A 21,232-nucleotide genomic window follows, 5' to 3' on the forward strand; every position below is an offset into this window, starting at 1 on the left:
GCCCGGGCAGGAAATCCGCCCTTGTTCACAGGAAGTAATTCCTTTCGTGTCAAAAAGTGACAGGTAAATTGATTGGCGGGTTTTCATGCTGAATTTGAAACAATTCATTCGGTCAAAGCGTATCTATGATGAGGGCCTCATCGAGAACCATTACCGTCACCGGGAGGTGATTATGGAAGAACAAGCTTTTAGACAGGCGGTCGAAGATCACCGGGATGTCGTGTTTCGGATCGCATTGACGTATCTGCGCGATCGCGCCGATGCCGACGATGTCGCTCAAGACGTCTTTCTTAAGTTGCTTAAAAGCGATGGACACTTTGAAAGTTGGGAACATCTTCGTCGCTGGCTTATCCGGGTCACGATCAATGAATGCAAATCGCTCTTTCGAAAGCCGTGGAGACGCGTGGAAGATATTGAGAATCTGACCGATTCACTTTCGACAGCGCAGGATGAGACCAAGGCCGTCCTGTCAGATGTCATGCGGCTTCCGGAGCGATTCCGTGTTCCTATCGTGCTCTATTACTATCTGGGTTTTTCGACCTCAGAGATTGCCGAGTTACTGCATGTGCCAGCCTCGACCGTTCGAACGCGTTTAGCTCGCGGTCGATCGAAGCTCAAGTTCATCCTAGAGGAGGGCGACCGTGAAATCCAACCAAATCAAGCAGGCCTTCGAGTCCGTCCAAGCCGATAGCGATCTTGCCGACCGTGTTATTGATGCCGCTGCTGGTGAGCCGCTTCGCCGAAGGGGTCACGCGAAGCCTCTGTATGTTGCCGTGATCGGATGCCTTGCCGGAGTGCTGGCGACCGGAGGGGTCGCCTACGCCGTCGTCAATTCCAGTTATTTTGCCTCTGCCTGGGGAAACCATGGTAATGGAGAGTCCATTACCTGGACTCAAGGTGGCTCGGCGGGGACTAAATATACCTACACCAGAGAGTTTGGTGACGGTATCGCGCCCCAAAGCTTGGAGGGTTCAGTACAGAAGGTCAATCTGTCCGTCGAGGGCAACGGCTATACACTCGACATTCATGATATGGCTATCGATAAAAACGGTTGCGGTGCCGTGACGTTTACGTTGTCCAATCCAAATGGTGTTAACTACTACAAGCCGGCAGCAGAGACTGGCGAACTTGTTCTCTATGGTGAAGAAGAACAAGGCATCGGCACGCCCAGCATGAACTTCGGCGAGGAATGGGCTGACACGCGCTGCACAATCGATAAGGACACATCAAGCGACACGGTCATTAATGGCACGATGTACTTTGCCTCAGGGGATCGCAATCGAGATTTGCAACATGCTGTCACCTGGAATATCCAGTGGACCGAGGGCGAAGGCGAGGATGCGAAACTGTTCGAGGCGTCGACGCCCGAGTTTAGCGTCGGAGAGCACGTCGAGACTAAGGAACTTCACTCTGATGACTCGTCTCTCGAGATCAGTCCGTTTTCCATCCAGACGCACATCGATGATCTGGGCTATGAAGCAGTTGATCATAAACTGACCGTCAGCTACAAGGATGGATCGGAACAGGTTATCAAAGATGACGCCGCAGGGGCGTACAATTTCTATGTTTCGATGGCACGCAATAGCGGAGAGAACATTTGGGTGCCAACGAAGTTGATTGATGTCGACCAAGTGGTTTCAGTAACGCTCGAAGGCACACGCTGCACTTCAACAGGGGGCGCTGAAACGTCGGAACCCTTTACCATCGTCTATTCGTAAGATTTGGGGCCGTTTCCTACGAGGGGAAGCGGCCCATTTTGTGTTAAATGGAGGGCTGAATAGGACGCTATTCGTCTGATTATCGGAAGTGCGGTGAAAAACTCAGAACTTGCGACCACACTCATAATCTAACCCCCTACTGAACTGCGGTTTTGTTGTCAATAATGTCGGTCTGCTTAGAGGTTTACGATTTTTCCCCGCACTTCCGAACACGTTGTTGATCCACATGCTGCAAAAGGAAGCAGATCATCGTGAAGGGTGACGTTTCCCCAGATAAAACCGACCAAAATAAACCTGTCCCTTTTTAGTAGGTAACGTTGCCCCGACGAGCACGTCGGATTCCCAGACCGGGCCGCCCTCGCGCACAGGAGGGGATTCCTTTTGTGTAGGCTTTGCGGAAATGTGCCCATTTTGGGATACGCCCGGCGGCGTGGTCTGTTGACGGCACAGCTAACGCCACGTATCCTATCGAACTGCGTGTTTCGTAGGGGGATGCTGACCCCTCGATTCAAGCCGTTGCACTTTACAGAAAGCTGGAATCACTCGAGAAGGAGTACGCTTTGCCTACTATTAACCAGCTGGTTCGCCAGGGCCGTCGTTCCGTGCCCAAGAAGTCCAAGAACGCTGCTCTGCAGCACAACTCCCAGAAGCGCGGCGTGTGCACCCGCGTCTTCACCACGAGCCCCAAGAAGCCGAACTCGGCTCTTCGTAAGGTTGCCCGTGTTCGCCTCGTCAACGGCATCGAAGTTACTGCTTACATCCCGGGTGAGGGCCACAACCTGCAGGAGCACTCCATCGTGCTCGTCCGCGGCGGTCGTGTCCGTGACCTCCCTGGTGTCCGTTATCACGTCATCCGTGGCGCCTACGACGCTGCTCCGGTCCAGAACCGTATGCAGGCCCGTTCCAAGTACGGTGCTAAGCGCCCCAAGGCTAAATAAGCCAGATAACGTTTTGATACTTTCGCCGTGTGCCGCCTAAGCGCCGCACGGTAGACACTTAAGGAGATTTCACATGCCGCGTCGTGCAGCAGCTAATCGTCGTGAGGTTCAGCCTGACGCCGTTTACAACAACCGCCTGGTGACTCAGCTCATCAACAAGGTCCTTCTTGACGGCAAGAAGGCCACCGCTGAGCGCATCGTTTACACCGCTTTCGAGATCGTTGCCGAGAAGTCCGAGGGTGGCGACGCTCTCGCTACCTTCAAGAAGGCTATGGACAACGTCAAGCCCACGCTCGAGGTTAAGCCCAAGCGTGTCGGTGGCGCTACCTATCAGGTCCCGATGGAGGTCAACTCCCGTCGTTCCACCGCTCTGGGCATCCGCTGGATCGTCAACTTCTCCCGCGCTCGCAAGGAGAAGACCATGGCCGAGCGTCTCGCCAACGAGATCCTCGACGCTTCCAACGGCCTGGGCGCTTCCGTCAAGAAGCGTGAGGACGTCTTCAAGATGGCCGAGGCCAACCGCGCGTTCTCTCACTATCGTTGGTAAGTTAAGGTAAGGAACTAACATGGCTAAGCCTAAGTACAAGCTTTCCGATACCCGTAACATCGGCATCATGGCCCACATCGATGCCGGTAAGACCACCACGACCGAGCGTATTCTTTACTACACCGGTAAGACCCACAAGATCGGTGAGGTCCATGAGGGCGCTGCCACCATGGACTGGATGGTTCAGGAGCAGGAGCGCGGCGTAACCATTACCTCCGCTGCTACCACGTGCTTTTGGAAGAAGGACGGTAAGGACTACCGCATCCAGATCATCGACACCCCGGGCCACGTTGACTTCACCGCCGAGGTCGAGCGCTGCCTGCGCGTCCTCGATGGTGCTGTCGCCGTCTTCGACGCCGTTGCCGGCGTTCAGCCGCAGTCTGAGACCGTTTGGCGTCAGGCTTCTACCTTCAACGTTCCCCGCATCGCCTTCATCAACAAGTATGACCGCGTGGGCGCTGACTTCTTCAACGCTATCGAGACCATGAAGGATCGTCTCGACGCTAACGCCGTGGCCGCTCAGGTCCCGATGGGCGCCGAGGACAACTTCTGGGGCGTCATCGACCTCGTCACCATGACTGCATGGGACTTCAAGGCCGACGAGAAGGGCATGACCTACCCCGAGCCGATGGACGAGATCCCGGCTGAGTTTGCCGACATCGCTGCCACCAAGCGCGAGGAGCTCCTCGACGCTGCTGCCAGCTTTGACGACGAGCTCATGGAGAAGATCCTCATGGAGGAGGACTTCACCGTCGAGGAGCTCAAGGCTGCTCTGCGCAAGGGCGTTCTGGCCAACGAGCTCAACCTCGTCTTCGTGGGCTCCGCCTACAAGAACAAGGGCGTTCAGGAGCTGCTCGACGCTGTCGTCGACTACCTGCCCAGCCCGATTGACGTCGAGGCCGTCACCGGTACCGATCCGGACACCGGCGAGGAGATCGAGCGTCATCCTTCCTTCGACGAGCCCTTCTCCGGCCTGGTCTTCAAGATCATGACCGACCCGTTCGTCGGTAAGCTCACCTACGTCCGCGTTTACTCCGGCCGTGCCGAGTCCGGCTCCTACGTGATCAACGCTTCCAACGGTCAGCGCGAGCGCCTCGGCCGCATCCTCGAGATGAACGCAGCCGAGCGTATCGACCGTGACGACGCTGCCGCCGGCGACATCGTCGCTTGCGTCGGTTTCAAGAACTCCACCACCGGTGACACCCTGTGCACCGAGGGCAAGGAGATCGTCCTCGAGAAGATCGAGTTCGCTAAGCCCGTTATCGACGTTGCCATCGAGCCCAAGACCAAGGCCGAGCAGGACAAGATGTCCCTGGCTCTGACCAAGCTCGCCGAGGAGGACCCGACCTTCACGGTGTCCACCAACCACGAGACTGGCCAGACCATCATCGCCGGCATGGGCGAGCTGCACCTCGAGATTATCGTCGACCGTCTGCTCCGCGAGTTCAAGGTTGACGCTAACGTTGGTAAGCCCCAGGTTGCCTACCGCGAGACCGCTGGTCACGACGTCGAGAAGGCTGAGGGCAAGTTCGTCCGTCAGTCCGGCGGTCGCGGTCAGTACGGCCACGCCGTCATTAAGCTCGAGAAGATGGAGGAGGGCTTCGGCTACGAGTTCGTCAACGCTATCGTCGGCGGCGTCGTGCCCAAGGAGTACATCCCGTCCATCGACAAGGGCATCCAGGAGGCCCTGAACACCGGTGTTATCGCCGGCTTCCCGGTCCTCGACGTTAAGGTCACCCTGTTCGACGGTTCTTACCACGAGGTCGACTCCTCCGAGGCCGCCTTTAAGATCGCCGGTTCCATGGCTATCAAGGACGCCCTCAAGAAGTCCGATCCGCAGCTGCTCGAGCCGATCATGGCTGTCGAGGTCGAGACCCCCGAGCAGTACATGGGCGACGTTATGGGCAACCTCTCCGGTCGCCGCGGCAAGATCGAGGGCATGGAGGATCGCAAGAACAGCAAGCTCATCCGTGCCAAGGTGCCGCTGGGCGAGATGTTCGGTTACGCTACCGACCTTCGCTCCCAGACCCAGGGCCGTGCATCCTACACGATGCAGTTCGACTCTTATGAGCCCGCGCCCAAGTCCATCGTGGACGAGGTCATGAGCAAGAACGCCTAAGTTCGAGCTCCCTGTTACGTAATCCTGCGAGAACATCTCTCGCACTCTTTGGAGGTTTAAGTTGGCTACCCAGAAGATCCGCATTCGCCTCAAGGGCTATGATCACGAGGTCGTCGATCAGTCCGCGAAGCTCATCGTCGAGACCGCTCAGAAGACCGGTGCTCGCGTTTCCGGCCCTGTCCCCCTGCCCACCGAGCGCAACCTGTACACGGTTATCCGCTCGCCGCACGTGAACAAGGACTCCCGTGAGCAGTTCGAGATGCGCACCCACAAGCGCCTCATCGACATTCTCGACCCCACCTCGGGCACCGTTGATTCGCTCATGCGTCTCGACCTCCCCGCTGGCGTCGACATCGACATCAAGCTCTAAGCGATACCGCTCATAGCTTACAGAGCCCCGCTGCCATTACGGTAGCGGGGCTCTTTTGTTTTGCATGATGGCCTTGGAGGACCGGCTAATACTGTCGAGCGGGTGGCTGTGGCGCCTTATGTGCCCAAGGGGCGCAGGGATGCCTCCTCAAAATGGAAGGATCGCAAGCCGTCTTCCGTCTCGATGCACGCGCGACCACAGTCATCGACGGTTTGAAAGATGCCTCGCGCCAGTTCGTCTCCAGCGGGGGAGCGGGCGATAACGTGCTCCCCAATCCAATTGAGGTGAGCGACATATTCGCCGTGGGCGGGCGCGAGCGCCCCGGCATTTTCTTCCATGGCGTTGAGGCGTTCTGCCCAGGCATCTACAGCGCCTATAACGGCGTGATAGACCTCCTTGAGCAGCACATCGACGGCGGGAACATTCTCGTTGAGGTCTGAGAGGCCAATTGCCGCCAAGCCGCCATCGGGCACCTCTTGGGGCGTGTAGTTTACATTGACGCCAATGCCGCAGACGGCGAAGGGCTCGCCCTCGTTGTCGCGCGCCGCTTCGACCAGAATGCCGCCGAGCTTATGTCCCCGCGCGACGAGGTCGTTGGGCCATTTGAGGCCGATCTCGTTCGCAAGACCTTGCGCCCCGAGCGCCTCGAGCACCGCTAGGCCGCTGACGGCGGCAAGACCAGAGTACTTGGCGGGATCAACACGTGGACGTAGGACAATCGAGAGCAACAGGTTGCCGGCGGTTGAGTCCCACTTGTGGCCGCGTCGGCCGCGTCCTGCCGTTTGGGCTCGAGCGGCAAGTCCTGTGCCGTGCGGCGCACCCTGTTTTCCTGCTTCGAGCAGGTCATCATTGGTCGATCCGGTTACGTCGACTATCGTTAATTGGGCATCCATAGCGGCTGCTACCTCCTTAATGAATAAGTGAATGACGCAATGGTGTCGAGAGATAGACACAATGTGAAGCCTTTGTCGCATTTAGACAATTTAATGTTAACACGTCAACAAAGCGCAGAATGCGCTATCCTCTCTTGGTCGATGTAAACACATCAACAACTCAAAGGAGGCTAGTGATGGGTTTCACGATACTGGGAACGGGCTCGGCACTTCCTGAGCGCAGCGTTTCCAACGACGAGCTGTCCGAGTTCCTGGACACCTCGGATGAGTGGATTTTTACCCGCACGGGGATCAAGAGCCGCCATGTGTGCACCACCGAGTCGCTCGACGACCTTGCCGTGGCAGCGAGCGAGCAAGCGCTCCAGACGTCTGGAATCCATGCGAGCCAGCTGGATCTTATCGTCTGTTCGACGACGACGGGCGATCATCTCGTCCCCGCCGAAGCGTGCGCCGTTGCTGAGCGTCTGGGCGCCATATGTCCTGCCTTCGACGTTTCGGCGGCTTGTGCCGGTTTCGTATTTGCACTCGATGTCGCCGAGGGCTATATCGCCCGCGGTCGCGCCAAGCACGTGCTGGTCGTTGCCGCCGAGCAGATGACGCGGGCGCTCGATTGGACCGACCGTGCCACGTGCGTGCTCTTTGGCGATGGCGCGGGTGCTGCGGTCATAGAGGCTGGGGGAGAGAATCCCCTTGCTGTTGAGCTTTCGACGTCGCCTGACGTCGAAACACTGCGCGTCCCCGGAGTGGCAGGCTCCTCGCCGTATAAGACGGCGCAGGACCGCGAAAGCGTGCTTTCTATGAACGGCCGTCGCGTCTTCAAGTTTGGCGTCAATGCCATCTGCGACACGGTCAACAAGCTCGTCTGCGACGCGAGCATCGCGGTCGAGGACATCGACCACTTTGTATTCCATCAGGCTAACGAACGAATCTTGAGCCAGGCGGTCAAGCGCTTAGGTGTGCCGGACGACCGTGTGGTCCGAACGTTGCGTGAAACCGGCAACATCTCGAGCGCCTGCATTCCGCTTGCTCTCGATCGACTGGCAAATACCGGCGCGCTGCACGCGGGCGACACCATCGCCCTGGTCGGATTCGGCGCCGGCTTGGATGTAGGTGGCTATCTACTTCGCTGGAAGTAGTTGCACATAGGAAATGAAAACGCCCCCGGGGCACTAACAAAGGAGAACAACCATGGCAGATCAGAAGACCTTCGAGCGCGTTTGCGACGTTATCCGCGAAACCGCCGGCCTTGACGATGTCGAGATGAAGCCCGAGTCCACGCTCGAGGAGATTGGCCTCGACAGCCTGGGTACCGTCGAGATCCTCGTTGCCGTCGAGGACGAGTTTGGCATTGAGCTCGATACCGAGGAGAACCCCAAGACGGTCGGCGAGTTCGTCGATACGGTCGAGGCGGCATTGGAGAAGTAGTGATGCTCAAGTCTCCTCTCTGCGATCTGCTCGGTATCGAAAAGCCCGTGTTCCAGGGTGGCATGGCCTGGATTGCCGACGCCTCGCTGGCATCGGCCGTGTCCGAGGCAGGCGGCTTAGGCATTATCGCGGCCATGAATGCCGATGCCAACTGGCTGCGCGATCAGATTCACGAGCTGCGCGCCAAGACGGATAGGCCCTTTGGCGTCAACGTTATGCTCATGAGCCCGTTTGTCGACGAGGTCGCACAAGTGGTGATTGATGAGCGGGTGCCCGTTGTGGTGACCGGCGCCGGCAATCCCACCAAGTACATGAAGGCGTGGAACGAGGCGGGTATCAAGGTCATCCCGGTCGTTGCCTCGGTGGCGCTGGCGCGTCTCGTGGCGCGTCGCGGAGCCACTGCCGTGGTTGCCGAGGGCACCGAATCAGGCGGCCATATTGGCGAGACCTCGACGATGGCGCTGGTCCCGCAGGTTGTCGATGCGGTCGATATCCCCGTGGTGGCGGCCGGCGGCATCGCCGATGGTCGCGGCGTGGCGGCGGCCTTTATGCTCGGTGCCGCCGGCGTCCAGGTGGGTACACGCTTCCTCGTTGCAAACGAATGCACCGTTTCCGAGCAGTACAAGGAGCTGGTGCTCAAGGCAGGCGACACGTCGACGCGCGCGACTGGCCGTTCGACGGGACATCCGGTTCGCGCCCTCAAGAGCCCCTTCACTAACGCGTATGCCAAGAATGAGGCGGCGGGCGCAAGCCCCGAGGAGCTCGGGGCCATGGGCACGGGCGCACTTCGCAAGGCCGCAAAAGACGGTAATTACGAAGAGGGTTCGTATTTGTGCGGACAGATTGCCGGCATGGTCAACGAACGCCAGAGCGCACGCGAAATCGTCGACGATCTGGTCGATGGCGCCGAGCATATCCTGAAGGGTGCGTCCGCATGGGTAGCGTAGCGTTTCTGTTTGCCGGTCAGGGTGCCCAGCATCCCACGATGGGCGTCGACCTCATCGAAGCATCGCCGGCGGCTGCCGAGGTGTTCGCCATTGCCGATGAGGTGCGCCCGGGGACGAGCAGACAGTGCCGGAGCGCCTCCAAGGAGGAGCTCTCGCAGACCGAGAACACGCAGCCCTGCGTGTTCGTGCACGACTTGGCTGTCGCCGTCGCCCTGCGCGAGCGCGGCGTGGTGCCTGCCGCCTGTGCGGGATTCTCGCTGGGCGAGGTCGCTGCACTCACCTTTGCGGGGGCATTCGATACGCGAGCGGGTTTTGAGCTCGTATGTGAGCGCGCGGCATTGATGGCCGCGGCGGCCGAGCGTCACCCCGGCGGCATGCGTGCCGTCATGAAACTCGATGCGGCGCAGGTCGAGGGCTTGGCAAAACAGGCCGGCGAGGACTGCTGGCCGGTCAATTACAACAGCCCCCAGCAGACAGTCGTGGCCGGAGCACCCGAAGCGTTGCGGACCCTCGACGTCCTGGTGAAAGAGCCTGGCGGTCGCGCCATGAAGGTCGCGGTGTCGGGTGCATTCCATAGCCCCTATATGGCTGAGGCGACCTGTGGCCTTGCTGCATATATCGAGGCCTGTCACGCGCCGTCCCCGTTGTTCATTCCTGTTATGGCAAACATGACAGCGGCGCCCTATCCGGCCGACCCGCAGGCGGCATCGGAGGTGCTGGCCAACCAGGTGAGTCATGCCGTGCGCTGGGTCGACACGCTGCATGCTCTGCAGGATCAAGGCATCGACACGTTTATTGAGGTCGGCCCCGGCAAAACGCTGTCCGGCTTGGTCAAGCGTACGTTGAGCAACATCCGCGTGTATTCGTGCGAAACGGCCGAGCAGGTCGTAGCTATTGCCAACGAGCTCGCATAGCCCACAGGGCTGTAACCCGAAAGGAACGACATGGGCAATTTGAACAACGGCGCGCTCGAGCGCAACGACTCACGTCGCGCGGCGCTGGTCACGGGCGCCTCGCGCGGCATCGGTCGTGCTTGTGCCGTGGGCCTGGCGGAGGATGGCTACGATATCGCCGTCGTCTATGCCGGCAGCGTCGATGCGGCGCGCGAGACGTGCGAAGCCTGCGAGGCGGCTGGCGCCACGGCGCGCGCATATCAATGTGACGTGGCCGACCCCGATGCCGTCAACGCGTGCGTGGAGACGATCCTCAACGACTTCGGCTCGATCTGGGCGCTCGTCAACAATGCCGGCATCACCCGCGATGGCTTGCTCATGCGCATGGGCGACGATGCCTTCGACCGCGTGCTCGATGTCAATCTCAAGGGCACGTTCAATATGACGCGCGCGCTCACCAAGGCCTTTATGCGCCAGCGCGGTGGTTGCGTCGTCAACATGAGCTCGGTTGTGGGCCTGATGGGCAACGCCGGGCAGGCCAACTACGCTGCCTCCAAGGCGGGCGTGATAGGGCTTACCAAGGCGGTGGCGCGCGAGCTTGCGCCCCGCGGCGTACGAGTGAACGCGGTCGCCCCCGGGTTTGTCGAGACCGATATGACGGCAAAGCTATCGGATAAGGTACGCACGGCGTGCGAGGAGCAGATTCCCCTGAGGCGCATGGCGCGCCCCGAGGAAGTGGCCGGCGTGGTGCGCTTTTTGGCGAGCGATGCGGCTGCTTACATTACGGGTGAGGTCGTGCGCGTCGACGGCGGAATGGCGATGTAGAAACCAGGGCCGAAGAACGGCTTGAATGAGGAGACCAAGATGGAACAGAGAGTTGCAATCACCGGCATCGGTGCCGTATCGCCGCTCGGCAACACGGCGCTTGCCACCTGGGCGGCCATGTGTGCCGGGACCTGTGGCATCGGCCCGATTACGCACTTCGATACGGATGCATTCGCCGTTAAGGTGGCGGCCGAGGTCAAGGGCTTTGACGGCAACGACTACTTTGGCAAGCATGACGCCAAGCACCTGGACCCCTGCGTTCAGTTTGCGATGGCGGCTTCGGACGAGGCCATGCACGATGCGGGCTTTGATGTCGAAGGCGCCATCGATCGCGAGCGCCTGGGCGTTTACGTGGGTTCAGGCGTGGGCGGCATGCAGACACTCGTCGACAACGTCCACACGATCGCCGATCGGGGGCCTCGCCGTGCATCGCCCTATATGATTGCGATGATGATCCCCAATATGGCTTCGGGCAATATCGCGATCCGCCACAAGGCAAAGGGCCCGACCCTGCCCGTGGTGACCGCGTGCGCGACCTCGGCCCATGCCGTGGGCGAGGCGTTCCGCGCCATCAAGCATGGCTATGCCGATGCGATTCTCGCCGGCGGTGCCGAGGCGGCCATTATCCCCGATGCCGTTGCGGGCTTTACGTCCTGCCGTGCACTCACCACTAATCCTGACCCGTCGACGGCATGCCGTCCGTTCGATGCGAATCGCGACGGCTTTGTGATGGGCGAGGGCGCCTGCGTGCTGGTACTCGAGAGCATGGAACATGCGCAGGCGCGCGGTGCGCACATTTATGCCGAGGTCGTGGGCTACGGCAACACCGATGATGCCTATCACATCACGAGCCCCGATCCCGAGGCTGCCGGCATTGCCCGCGCGATATCGCTGGCGGTGGCCGAGGGCGACGTCAAGCCTTCCGAGGGCCTCTACATCAACGCTCACGGCACCTCGACTAAACTCAACGATTCGTCCGAGACGGCGGGCATTAAGCGGGCACTCGGCGAGGATGCGGCGCGCGCCGCACACGTCTCGTCGACCAAGTCGATGACCGGCCATATGATCGGCGCCACGGGTGCCATCGAGGTCATGGCCTGTGCCATGGCGCTCGAGCAGGGCGTGGTGCCGCCGACCATTAACTACCACACGCCCGATCCCGCCTGCGATCTTGATTACACGCCTAATCGCGCGGTTCGCGCCGACCTTACCTGGGCGCTTTCGACCAACCTGGGCTTTGGCGGGCACAACGCCGCCATCGCGCTGCGTAGATATGCAAGGAGCTAGAGCATGGATTCCAAAAGACTTGCCGAGATAGCCGATGTGATGGAGGACCGCGGCCTTACGCGCGTGCGTGTTGAGGAGCCCGATGGCACCGCGGTCGAACTCGAGCGCGCGAGCACCGCACAGCCGGTTGCCGTGCCCATGCCCATGCCGAGTGCCATGGCCGCTCAGGTTACGGCTCCCACAGTCGCGCCTGCCGCACCGGAACCCGCCACGCAGACACCTGACGCCGCGCCGGAGCCCAAGGGCACCGAGGTGACCGCTCCCATGGTCGGCGTTTTCTATGCTGCCCCGGCGCCGGGCGACGAGCCGTTTGTGCACGTGGGCTCCAAGGTCAAAGCCGGCGAGACCCTCTGCATCATCGAGGCCATGAAGGTTCTCAACGAGGTGACGGCAGAGGCGGATGGCGAGGTGCTCGAGATCTGCGTGGCCGACGGCGACCTCGTGGAGTTCGGCAGCTGCCTCATGAGGATCGAATAGGTGACATCCATGAACAAAGAAGAGCTTAAAGAACTGTTACCGCATCGCGAGCCGATGCTTTTGCTCGACGAAGCCGAGCTGGTGGGCGACGAGGCCCACGGCAATATCACGATTACGGGCGACGAGTACTTTTTGCAGGGGCATTTTCCGGGAAACCCGGTCGTTCCCGGCGTGATTCAGTGCGAAATGCTCGCCCAGAACTGCTGCGTGCTGCTGATGGGCGATGAGGAGGCGCGCGGCGCGACACCGTTCTACACGAGTCTGGGCAAGGTGCGCTTTAAGCGTCCGGTGCGCCCGGGCGACACGGTGGATCTGGTGTGCTCCATCACGCGTGCGCGCGGGCCGTTCCGCTTTGCGACGGGCACCGCGAGCGTCAACGGTGAGGTGTGCTGCCGCGCCGATATGTCCTTTGCACTCGTGCACGAAAGTTAAGGAAGGCTTCATGTTCGACAAAGTGCTCATCGCCAACCGCGGCGAGGTCGCGGTCCGTGTTATCCGCGCGTGCCGCGATATGGGCATCAAGACCGTCGCCGTCTACTCCACGGCCGATGCGGACGCGCTGCATGTGCAGCTTGCCGACGAGGCGTATTGCATCGGCGGCCCGCGTCTTGCCGAGAGCTACCTCAACGACGATGCCGTGCTCACCTGTGCCGTGAAGTCGGGGGCAAAGGCGATCCATCCTGGCTACGGTTTCTTTTCCGAGAAGGCGAGCTTCGTGCGCGACTGCAAAAAGTACGGTCTGGCGTTTGTCGGTCCCTCGGCCGAGGTCATCGACAGCATGGGCGACAAGGACGCCGCGCGCCGAACGGCTGCCGCGGCGGGCGTGCCCATCGTGCCGGGCTGCGATTTGCTCAAAAGCCCCGAGGAGGCGACGGCCGAGGCCGAGCGCATCGGCTGCCCCGTGCTCATCAAGGCGCGCGCGGGCGGCGGCGGTCGCGGTATTCGTAAGGTCGAGCGCGTGGAAGACGCGGCAAAGGCCTTTATTGAAGCACGTGCCGAGGGCGAGGCCGTTTTTGGCGACGGCGAGTGCTACATGGAGAAGTTCGTCGCGCCGGCGCACCACGTCGAGGTGCAGATTATGGCCGATAAGCAGGGCCATGTGTTTTCGCTCGGCGAGCGTGAGTGCTCGGTGCAGCGCCGCAACCAAAAGCTGATCGAGGAGAGCCCCGCGCCGTGCCTCGACGGACGGGATGATATTCGCGCGCGCATGCACAAGGCCGCGCGCGACTTGGCTCGTGCCGTTGGCTATGAGGGCGCCGGCACCATTGAGTTTCTGTACTCAGATGACGGCAATTATTACTTTATGGAAATGAACACGCGCCTGCAGGTGGAGCATCCGGTTACGGAGTTTGTGACCGATACCGACTTGGTCAAGTGGCAGCTGCGCGTGGCAGCTGGCCAGCCTCTGCCCTTTGAGCAGGAGGACATGCCGGTCCGCAATCACGCCATGGAGTGCCGCATCAATGCCGAAACGCCGGACTTTCTGCCGTCATGCGGAACGGTCACCGCGTTGCGTGTGCCGGGCGGTCCGCGCGTGCGTTGGGATTCCGCCATGTTTACCGGCGCGAACGTTCCGCCGTACTACGACTCTATGCTCGGCAAGCTCATCGTGTGTGCGCCCACGCGTGACGGCGCCATTCGCAAGATGCGCTCGGCTCTGGGCGAGCTCGTGATCGAGGGCGTGAGCGAGAACAGCGAGCTTCAGCTCGACGTACTGGCAAACGACGAGTTCTTGTCGGGCATGTATCACACCGATCTGATGGGGCATCTCTATGCTGATGAATAGAAAAGCGAAGGCGGTCAATGTTCTTGAGGGGCCGATGACCGAGTCGTGCGCCGAGTTTCCCGCGCGCCACGTGTTTATCAAGTGTCCGGAGTGCCGCCGTGTGATCGATGAGGCGCGTCTGCACGACAACCTCGAGGTGTGCCCCCGTTGCGGCAAACACTTTCGCGTGAGCGGTCGCGCGCGCATGCGCATGACGGTCGACGAGGGCACGTTTGAGGAATGGGATGCCAATCTGGCGTCGGAGGACTTCCTCTCGTTTCCCGGCTATGCCGATAAGCTCAAGGGCGCGGTCGAGCGTTCGGGCGAGCGCGATGCCGTTGTGTGCGGCAGGGGCAAGATCTGCGGTTGTGATTCGGCACTCTTCTTTATGGACGCCAACTTTATGATGGGCTCGATGGGTTCCGTGGTGGGCGAGAAGATCTGTCGCACATTTGAGCGTGCGACCGAGCTGGGATTGCCGGTTGTCGGCTTTACCGTTTCGGGTGGCGCGCGCATGCAAGAGGGCGTGACATCGCTGATGCAGATGGCCAAGATTTCTGCGGCGGTTAGGCGCCACAGCGAGGCGGGCGGTCTGTATATCACGGTGCTCACCGATCCCACGACCGGAGGTGTAACCGCGAGCTTTGCCATGGAGGGCGACATTATCCTGGCCGAGCCCGATGCCCTGACGGCATTTGCCGGCCCGCGCGTGATCGAGCAGAACATGCACAAGCGCCTGCCCAAGGGATTCCAGCGCTCCGAGTTTTTGCTGGAGCACGGCTTTTGCGATGCCGTTGTTCCGCGTGGCGAGATTGCGCTCACGGTAGGCGAGCTGCTGGCGCTGCACGAAGGGCACGCGCCCGGCCTGGGGGCACCGCATGAGATCGTGCATATGGGTCGCCGCGGCAAAAAGCTGGGACACTTGTTTAAGCGCTCGTCGGCACCAAAAACTGCGCTCGAGATTGTCAGGCAGACCCGCTCGGCAGATCGCGCCACGGCGGGCGAGATGATCTCGCTGGGCCTGGATGGATTTGTAGAGCTGCACGGCGACCGTTACTTTGGCGACGACGCCGCCGTGGTGGGTGGCATTGGTTGGAAAGACGGACGCCCCGTAACGGTCATCGCCATCGAGCGCGGCACCACGACCAAAGAGCGTATGCGCCGCAACTTTGGCATGGCGCATCCCGAGGGCTACCGCAAAGCGCGTCGCCTGATGCGCCAGGCCGAAAAGTTTGGTCGACCGGTTCTGTGCCTGGTCGATACTTCGGGCGCGTTTTGCGGCATCGGTGCCGAGGAGCGCGGCCAGGGCGAGGCGATTGCCCAGAACCTCATGGAGATGAGCGGCCTTAAGACGCCGATTGTCTCGGTGGTGACAGGCGAGGGCGGCTCCGGTGGCGCGCTGGCGCTGTCCGTGGCCGACCGCATCCTGATGCTCTCGAGCTCGGCCTATTCGGTCGTGAGCCCCGAGGCCTGTGCGTCGATCCTGTGGAAGGATACGGAGCGCGCGGATGAGGCCGCCGAGGCGCTGAAGCTCACGGCTCCCGATCTGTTGGCGCTCGGCATCATCGACGGCATTGTCGATGATAGGGGCCTGTCGCATGAGGAGATTGCCGGTGCCGTCATGTCCTCGGCATTTGATGCCTTCGATACGCTTGGGCAGCTCGACGACGCTGCCCTCACAAACCTCCGCTACGAAAAATACCGCGTAATCGGTCGGTACCGCACGATGTGACAAGGGGACAGTTCCGCATGGCACACTCCAAGGTCGTGGCCCGTGTGGGTTGCGGCCTTTTTGTATCTGGAGGACAAAGTGGCTACACTACAATCCGTTTGAGCAATAGATATATAGGTAGCACCGTGGGGGCTGATGAAGATGGTCGAGTGGATCGTTCGTCGTGCACAGGGCGACCGTGCGCGCGTGGGCACGTTGACGGGCGTGGTGTGTATTCTCGCCAATGTGGCACTATGCGCTGCGAAGGGTGCAATTGGCGTGCTGTCGGGATCGGTTTCGATCGTGGCGGACGCCATGAACAACCTGTCCGACGCAAGCTCAAACATCGTGAGCGTGCTTGGCTTTAAGCTGGCGAGCAAGCCGGCAGACCCCGAACATCCATACGGACATGGCCGCTACGAGTGTCTCTCGGGTCTGGTCGTGGCGGCGCTCGTGCTGCTGATCGGCCTTGAGCTTATCAAGTCCTCGGTTGAGCGCGTCATCCACCCCGAGCCTGTCGATTTCTCGCTTGCCCTGGTGGCGGTCCTTTCGCTTTCGATGGTCGTTAAGCTGTGGATGGCGGCCCTCAACCAAAAGCTCGGCGATCGCATTGAGTCCGAGACGATGCATGCGACCGCGCAGGATTCCAAGAATGATGTCCTTGCCACGGGTGCTGTGCTGGCGTGCGCGATTGTTTCCCAGGTGGCGCATGTCAATCTTGACGCTTGGGTTGGACTTGCCGTTGGCGCCTATATTGGCTGGAGCGGTTTTGAACTCATCCAAGATACGGTGAGCCCGCTTTTGGGCCAGGCGCCCGATCCTAAGCTGGTCAAGCACATTCGAGACAAGATCATGAGCTACCCCGGCGTTTTGGGCGTTCACGATTTGATGGTTCACGACTACGGCCCGGGCAGGAAGTTCGCAAGCGCTCACGCCGAGATGGCAGCCGAGACCAGCCCGCTGGATAGCCACGACACGCTTGACAACATTGAAAAGGCATTTAGGGACGACGATGGCATGATCGTCACGCTCCATTACGATCCCATCGTGACCGACGATCCAAAGGTGGCGAGCATGCGCCTGCGCATCAACGCAATGGCTCAACAGATCGATGGCCGCCTTTCGATTCACGATTTGCGTTGCGTGCCGGGCCCTACGCACACCAATGTGATTTTTGACTGCGTTCGACCCTCGGATTTGGCGATGAGCGCCGAGGATCTAAAGCGCGCGTTGGCGAAACGTGTCGAATCCGAATATCCCAAGTCAATTGCCAAGATCACGATCGACGAAGACTACGTAGGCCATACCCACGAGTAGGGCTGCGCCGGTACAGCAAGTTATACAGAAGGGGAGAGCATGAAACGTCTATATCTACTCCGCCACGGTCAGACAGAATTCAACGTAAAAAAGCTGGTCCAGGGTCGCTGCGATTCACCGTTGACCGACCTGGGCCGCCAGCAGGCGCGGGCAGCAGCTGCATGGCTCAAAGCCCACGGCGTCGTTCCCGACAAGGTGGTCTCTTCGCCCTTAGGCCGCGCCATGGACACGGCAAGTCTCGTCGCATGCGAGCTCCTCGGCCCGGACGCAGCAGTCGAGCCCTGCGAGGGCATCATCGAGCGCAGCTACGGCACCTTCGAAGAAGGCCCCCACGATGCCCTGCCCACCGACGTCTGGGATCCAGGCGAGGACTTAATCCCATTCGGAGGAGAAGGAAGCCACGCGCTACAAGAGCGCATGGTGGCCACCCTCACCAATCTCATGAGCGCTAAGGACACCGAAACCCTCCTAGCAGTAAGCCACGGCAGCGCCAGCCGCCAATTCATCAAGGCTGCAGCCCCAGAGGGCTTCGAGCTCCCAACAAAGCTTCCTAACTGCGCCATCATGATCTTCGATTTCGATGAGCAAAAGCCACAAGCAGAAGGCGAGCCAATGCAATGCAAGTTCACCCTTCAGCAAATAGTGGACCCCCAGCAAAGTAATTAGCTGAGCGAGCAGAGTTAAGCAGACATCAACGTGTCGTCTCCCGAGCCTGGCAGAGGGGCGGCGAAATATATTAAGTTTGTCGCGAGTTCCGCACGCAAAGGAAAGCACTTAATGTGCTTTCCGTCTTGCGCAGGACTGTAGAGCAGGGACCTTAGGGCGTAGGCCCGCTCCGAGACCGTCCCCACACTTTACCTGCGTAAACAATGTGAGTGAAATATGAATCTCGATGGATACGCCCGCAGCCGTGTATACTAAACAGCTGTGTGAAACCAGGGGAGTATTCTGGCTGGACAAAATACCTGCTTAATAGGGTTGTCAGGTAGTCCGGGCGCAATACAAGGCTGGGGAGCACGTCGTGTAAGTAGTGGTCCTCTAGGGGCGTACGCTCGGTGGTGTACGCATTGTCCCAAGACCACGCGAGAGTTGGGATCATATCTTGATCAGCATGATTCTCGGCCGCAAGATTGGCATGACCCAGGTTTGGGACGAGGACGACAACGTCGTTCCCGTCACGGTCATCCAGGCTGGCCCCTGCGCTGTCTCGCAGGTTAAAACTCAGGCAACCGACGGCTATGACGCCGTCCAGATCGGTTTCGGCGACATCAAGGCCAAGAACGTGAACAAGCCCATGGCTGGTCACTTCGCCAAGGCCGGCGTCGAGCCTGTCCGCTTCCTTCGTGAGGTCCGCGTCGAGAACGGCGAGGAGCACAAGGTCGGCGAGGTCGTCACCGTCGCTGATTTCGCTGATGTCGAGAAGGTCGACGTCATCGGTACCTCCAAGGGTAAGGGCTTCCAGGGTCGCATCAAGCGCTGGGGTCAGCGCCGCGGTCCTATGACGCATGGTTCTCACTTCCAGCGTCACCCCGGTTCTATCGGTCAGTGCGCCTATCCTGCGCGCGTCCTCAAGGGCGTCAAGATGGCCGGTCACATGGGTAACGAGCGCGTTACCGTCAAGAACCTTTCCGTTGTCCGCATCGATGCCGAGCAGAACCTCATCTTGGTCAAGGGCGCTGTCCCGGGTGCCAAGAATGGTCTCGTCGCCATCCGTATGGCCTAAGGGCCCAGCCCATTTAGCCCAGCGTCATACCAAGGAGAACACTTAAATGGCAAAGTTTGAAGTAAAGAACAGCGAGGGCAAGAAGGTCGCCGAGACCGAGCTCGCCGCTGAGGTGTACGGCATCGAGCCGAACATCCACGTTATGCACCACATCGTCAAGTGCCAGATGGCCTCTTGGCGTCAGGGCACCCAGTCTGCTAAGGGTCGCTCTGAGGTTTCCGGTGGCGGCAAGAAGCCTTGGCGTCAGAAGGGCACCGGTCGTGCCCGCCAGGGTTCCATCCGTGCTGCCCAGTGGCGTCACGGTGGCGTTGTCTTCGCCCCCAAGCCCCGTTCCTACGCTAAGCGTATGAACAACAAGGAGGTCAAGCTGGCTATGCGCTCCGCGCTGTCCGCCAAGCTGGCCGATGGCGAGCTCGTGCTCGTCGACGACTACGGCTTCGAGAAGCCTTCCACCAAGGCTGCCGTCGCCATGCTTAAGGCTCTCGGCCTTGAGGGCAAGCGTCTGACCATCATCGTTCGCGATGAGGACGTCAACGCCTACCTGTCGTTCCGCAACATTCCCAAGACGTTCATCATCACTGCCGACGAGGCCAACACCTACGATCTCGTCAACAACAACGCCGTGCTGATGCCCGCCGACATCGCCGCTCACTTCGGGGAGGTGCTTGCATAAATGACCGCCCACGAGATCATCATCCGTCCGATCGTGTCCGAGCGTTCCTTCTCCGGCATGGAGCAGAACAAGTACACGTTCGAGGTCGCCAAGGATGCTAACAAGTATCAGATCAAGGACGCTGTCGAGGAGATCTTCGGCGTCAAGGTCGTTCGCGTGAACACCCTGACGGTCAAGCCCAAGACCAAGCGCGTGCGCTATGTCGCCGGCAAGACCCGTTCTTGGAAGAAGGCCATCGTCACGCTGGCCGAGGGCGACACCATCGAGGTCTTTGGCAACCAGGCCTAAGACTCGCTGCTGTTGAGTGAGCTCATGCCTCCCAACTAGGGGAGGCGGGAGCTCAAGGTTTTGGGCGCATAAAATGGACACGCCCGGAACCGTGTATACGTCCGGTGTCATCGCACCCGAGGCAGAACCTCGAATCCCTGTCTGCGATGGCTAACGGATTCCTATTGAAAGGGATTGTAATGGCTGTAAAGCACCTTAAGCCGACCTCCGCTGGTAGGCGTTGGCAGACGATCTCCGATTTCTCCGAGATCACCTGCACCAAGCCCGAGAAGTCTCTTCTCGAGCCCCTGCCCAAGAAGGCCGGTCGTAACAACAACGGCCGCATCACCACCCGCCACCAGGGCGGCGGCGTGAAGCGTCGTTACCGCGTGATCGACTTCAAGCGCAACAAGGACGGCGTGCCCGCCAAGGTTGCCACGATCGAGTACGATCCGAACCGTTCCGCTCGCATCGCTCTGCTGCATTACGCTGACGGTGAGAAGCGCTACATCCTGGCCCCCAAGGGCCTCGAGGTCGGTCAGACCGTCATGTCCGGTTCTGACGCCGACATCAAGCCGGGCAACGCTCTGCCCCTCGCCGACATCCCCGTCGGTACGCTCATCCACGCCGTCGAGTTCCAGCCGGGCAAGGGCGCTGCTATCGCCCGTTCCGCCGGTAACTCCTGCCAGCTGATGGGTAAGGAGGGCAAGTACGCTATCGTCCGTATGCCTTCCTCCGAGATGCGCCGCATCCTCGTTACCTGCCGCGCCACCGTCGGTGAGGTCGGCAACGCCGATCACGCCAACATCGTCATCGGCAAGGCCGGCCGTAAGCGTCACATGAACGTGCGCCCGACCGTCCGCGGTACCGTCATGAACCCTGTCGACCACCCGCACGGCGGTGGCGAGGGCAAGAACCACACCTCTGGTCGTCCCTCTGTTACCCCCTGGGGTAAGCCGACGAAGGGCCTTCGTACGCGCAAGAAGAAGAAGGTCTCGAACCAGCACATCATTCGTCGCCGTAAGAAGTAATTTCGGATACCGAGTTTTAGGAGAAAGCACTTATGAGCAGAAGTCTCAAAAAGGGCCCGTTCGTGGAGACTCGCCTTCTCTCGCGTATCACCGCGATGAACGAGGCTGGCAAGAAGGACGTCGTGAAGACCTGGTCCCGCGCGTCCACCATCTTCCCCGAGATGGTTGGTCACACCATCGCCGTCCACGACGGCCGCAAGCATGTGCCCGTGTATGTTACCGAGTCCATGGTTGGTCACAAGCTCGGCGAGTTCGCGCCGACTCGTACGTTCCGTGGCCACAAGGCCAAATAGGGGGTTAACCGTA

The 21,232-nt window shown here is 60.3% G+C and carries 24 protein-coding genes; 23 read left to right on the top strand and 1 reads right to left on the bottom strand.

The annotated features are described in order from the left end of the window. Positions 1–85: 85 nt before the first annotated feature. The 6 genes from SFLMC1_RS02590 to rpsJ all read left to right on the top strand — a co-directional run bounded on the left by SFLMC1_RS02590 (position 86) and on the right by rpsJ (position 5,692). Positions 86–691 (top strand): RNA polymerase sigma factor, encoded by a 606-nt coding sequence (locus tag SFLMC1_RS02590; RefSeq protein WP_226814207.1) that lies wholly within the window; start codon positions 86–88, stop codon positions 689–691. After that, on the top strand, positions 642–1,718 hold the full coding sequence (locus SFLMC1_RS02595) for a DUF4179 domain-containing protein (protein ID WP_152073473.1): 1,077 nt from the start codon (positions 642–644) through the stop codon (positions 1,716–1,718). The genes SFLMC1_RS02590 and SFLMC1_RS02595 overlap by 50 nt, the downstream gene beginning before the upstream one ends. 560 nt (positions 1,719–2,278) lie before the next feature. After that, positions 2,279–2,656, top strand: coding sequence for a 30S ribosomal protein S12 (gene rpsL, locus SFLMC1_RS02600; protein WP_006235012.1), 378 nt, complete (start codon positions 2,279–2,281; stop codon positions 2,654–2,656). A 73-nt stretch (positions 2,657–2,729) separates the two neighbouring features. Further along, on the top strand, positions 2,730–3,203 hold the full coding sequence (gene rpsG, locus SFLMC1_RS02605) for a 30S ribosomal protein S7 (protein WP_006235013.1): 474 nt from the start codon (positions 2,730–2,732) through the stop codon (positions 3,201–3,203). Between the two features lie 19 nt (positions 3,204–3,222). Further along, on the top strand, positions 3,223–5,322 hold the full coding sequence (gene fusA / locus SFLMC1_RS02610; RefSeq protein WP_152073474.1) for an elongation factor G: 2,100 nt from the start codon (positions 3,223–3,225) through the stop codon (positions 5,320–5,322). 61 nt (positions 5,323–5,383) lie between these two features. After that, the gene (rpsJ, locus tag SFLMC1_RS02615) at positions 5,384–5,692 is read left to right on the top strand and encodes a 30S ribosomal protein S10 (protein WP_022094184.1); all 309 of its coding nucleotides are present in this window, start codon (positions 5,384–5,386) and stop codon (positions 5,690–5,692) included. A 116-nt stretch (positions 5,693–5,808) separates the two neighbouring features. Here the strand turns inward: rpsJ and SFLMC1_RS02620 are convergent, their stop codons facing one another. Beyond that, a complete protein-coding gene (locus SFLMC1_RS02620) occupies positions 5,809–6,585 on the bottom strand; it encodes a biotin--[acetyl-CoA-carboxylase] ligase (protein WP_187323832.1) in 777 nt (258 codons plus the stop codon). A 176-nt stretch (positions 6,586–6,761) separates the two neighbouring features. On the opposite strand from SFLMC1_RS02620, the gene SFLMC1_RS02625 reads away from it, so the two are divergent. The 17 genes from SFLMC1_RS02625 (at position 6,762) to rpsS (ending at position 21,219) form a co-directional block, all read left to right on the top strand. Further along, positions 6,762–7,721, top strand: coding sequence for a 3-oxoacyl-ACP synthase III family protein (locus tag SFLMC1_RS02625; RefSeq protein ID WP_152073476.1), 960 nt, complete (start codon positions 6,762–6,764; stop codon positions 7,719–7,721). 52 nt (positions 7,722–7,773) lie between these two features. Continuing rightward, positions 7,774–8,010: an acyl carrier protein gene (locus SFLMC1_RS02630; RefSeq protein ID WP_055285196.1), complete on the top strand. Its 237-nt coding sequence runs from the start codon at positions 7,774–7,776 to the stop codon at positions 8,008–8,010. Between the two features lie 2 nt (positions 8,011–8,012). Continuing rightward, positions 8,013–8,957, top strand: coding sequence for an enoyl-[acyl-carrier-protein] reductase FabK (fabK, locus tag SFLMC1_RS02635; RefSeq protein WP_152073477.1), 945 nt, complete (start codon positions 8,013–8,015; stop codon positions 8,955–8,957). Further along, on the top strand, positions 8,945–9,871 hold the full coding sequence (locus tag SFLMC1_RS02640) for an ACP S-malonyltransferase (protein ID WP_152073478.1): 927 nt from the start codon (positions 8,945–8,947) through the stop codon (positions 9,869–9,871). Before fabK ends, SFLMC1_RS02640 begins: the two co-directional genes overlap by 13 nt. Positions 9,872–9,901: 30 nt before the next feature. Next, complete coding sequence (gene fabG, locus SFLMC1_RS02645; RefSeq protein ID WP_152073479.1) at positions 9,902–10,675, top strand: 3-oxoacyl-[acyl-carrier-protein] reductase; 774 nt, start codon at positions 9,902–9,904, stop codon at positions 10,673–10,675. A gap of 39 nt (positions 10,676–10,714) precedes the next feature. Next, positions 10,715–11,962 (top strand): beta-ketoacyl-ACP synthase II, encoded by a 1,248-nt coding sequence (fabF, locus tag SFLMC1_RS02650; RefSeq protein ID WP_152073480.1) that lies wholly within the window; start codon positions 10,715–10,717, stop codon positions 11,960–11,962. 3 nt (positions 11,963–11,965) lie between these two features. After that, complete coding sequence (gene accB, locus SFLMC1_RS02655; RefSeq protein WP_152073481.1) at positions 11,966–12,439, top strand: acetyl-CoA carboxylase biotin carboxyl carrier protein; 474 nt, start codon at positions 11,966–11,968, stop codon at positions 12,437–12,439. Between the two features lie 9 nt (positions 12,440–12,448). Beyond that, positions 12,449–12,871 carry a 3-hydroxyacyl-ACP dehydratase FabZ gene (gene fabZ, locus SFLMC1_RS02660; protein ID WP_152073482.1) on the top strand — a complete coding sequence of 141 codons (423 nt, stop codon included), beginning with the start codon at positions 12,449–12,451 and terminating at the stop codon, positions 12,869–12,871. Positions 12,872–12,881: 10 nt separating this feature from the next. Next, positions 12,882–14,225, top strand: a complete 1,344-nt coding sequence (locus SFLMC1_RS02665) for an acetyl/propionyl/methylcrotonyl-CoA carboxylase subunit alpha (RefSeq protein WP_152073483.1) — start codon at positions 12,882–12,884, stop codon at positions 14,223–14,225. Next, positions 14,212–15,936 (top strand): acetyl-CoA carboxylase, carboxyltransferase subunit beta, encoded by a 1,725-nt coding sequence (gene accD / locus SFLMC1_RS02670; RefSeq protein WP_152073484.1) that lies wholly within the window; start codon positions 14,212–14,214, stop codon positions 15,934–15,936. The genes SFLMC1_RS02665 and accD overlap by 14 nt, the downstream gene beginning before the upstream one ends. Before the next feature lie 141 nt (positions 15,937–16,077). Beyond that, positions 16,078–17,232: a cation diffusion facilitator family transporter gene (locus tag SFLMC1_RS02675; RefSeq protein WP_187323835.1), complete on the top strand. Its 1,155-nt coding sequence runs from the start codon at positions 16,078–16,080 to the stop codon at positions 17,230–17,232. 39 nt (positions 17,233–17,271) lie between these two features. Beyond that, on the top strand, positions 17,272–17,898 hold the full coding sequence (locus SFLMC1_RS02680; RefSeq protein WP_152073486.1) for a histidine phosphatase family protein: 627 nt from the start codon (positions 17,272–17,274) through the stop codon (positions 17,896–17,898). A 436-nt stretch (positions 17,899–18,334) separates the two neighbouring features. After that, a complete protein-coding gene (gene rplC / locus SFLMC1_RS02685) occupies positions 18,335–18,955 on the top strand; it encodes a 50S ribosomal protein L3 (RefSeq protein ID WP_035137484.1) in 621 nt (206 codons plus the stop codon). Positions 18,956–19,001: 46 nt separating this feature from the next. After that, positions 19,002–19,628: a 50S ribosomal protein L4 gene (gene rplD / locus SFLMC1_RS02690; protein ID WP_117820811.1), complete on the top strand. Its 627-nt coding sequence runs from the start codon at positions 19,002–19,004 to the stop codon at positions 19,626–19,628. Next, complete coding sequence (gene rplW, locus SFLMC1_RS02695) at positions 19,629–19,916, top strand: 50S ribosomal protein L23 (RefSeq protein WP_006235033.1); 288 nt, start codon at positions 19,629–19,631, stop codon at positions 19,914–19,916. 179 nt (positions 19,917–20,095) lie between these two features. Beyond that, positions 20,096–20,926, top strand: a complete 831-nt coding sequence (gene rplB / locus SFLMC1_RS02700; RefSeq protein ID WP_117583062.1) for a 50S ribosomal protein L2 — start codon at positions 20,096–20,098, stop codon at positions 20,924–20,926. 32 nt (positions 20,927–20,958) lie between these two features. Then, positions 20,959–21,219 (top strand): 30S ribosomal protein S19, encoded by a 261-nt coding sequence (gene rpsS, locus SFLMC1_RS02705; protein WP_006235035.1) that lies wholly within the window; start codon positions 20,959–20,961, stop codon positions 21,217–21,219. The last annotated feature ends 13 nt before the right edge of the window (positions 21,220–21,232 follow it).

Origin of the sequence: Collinsella aerofaciens (assembly GCF_901212495.1) — a bacterium.
Classification (GTDB): Bacteria; Actinomycetota; Coriobacteriia; order Coriobacteriales; family Coriobacteriaceae; genus Collinsella; species Collinsella aerofaciens_H.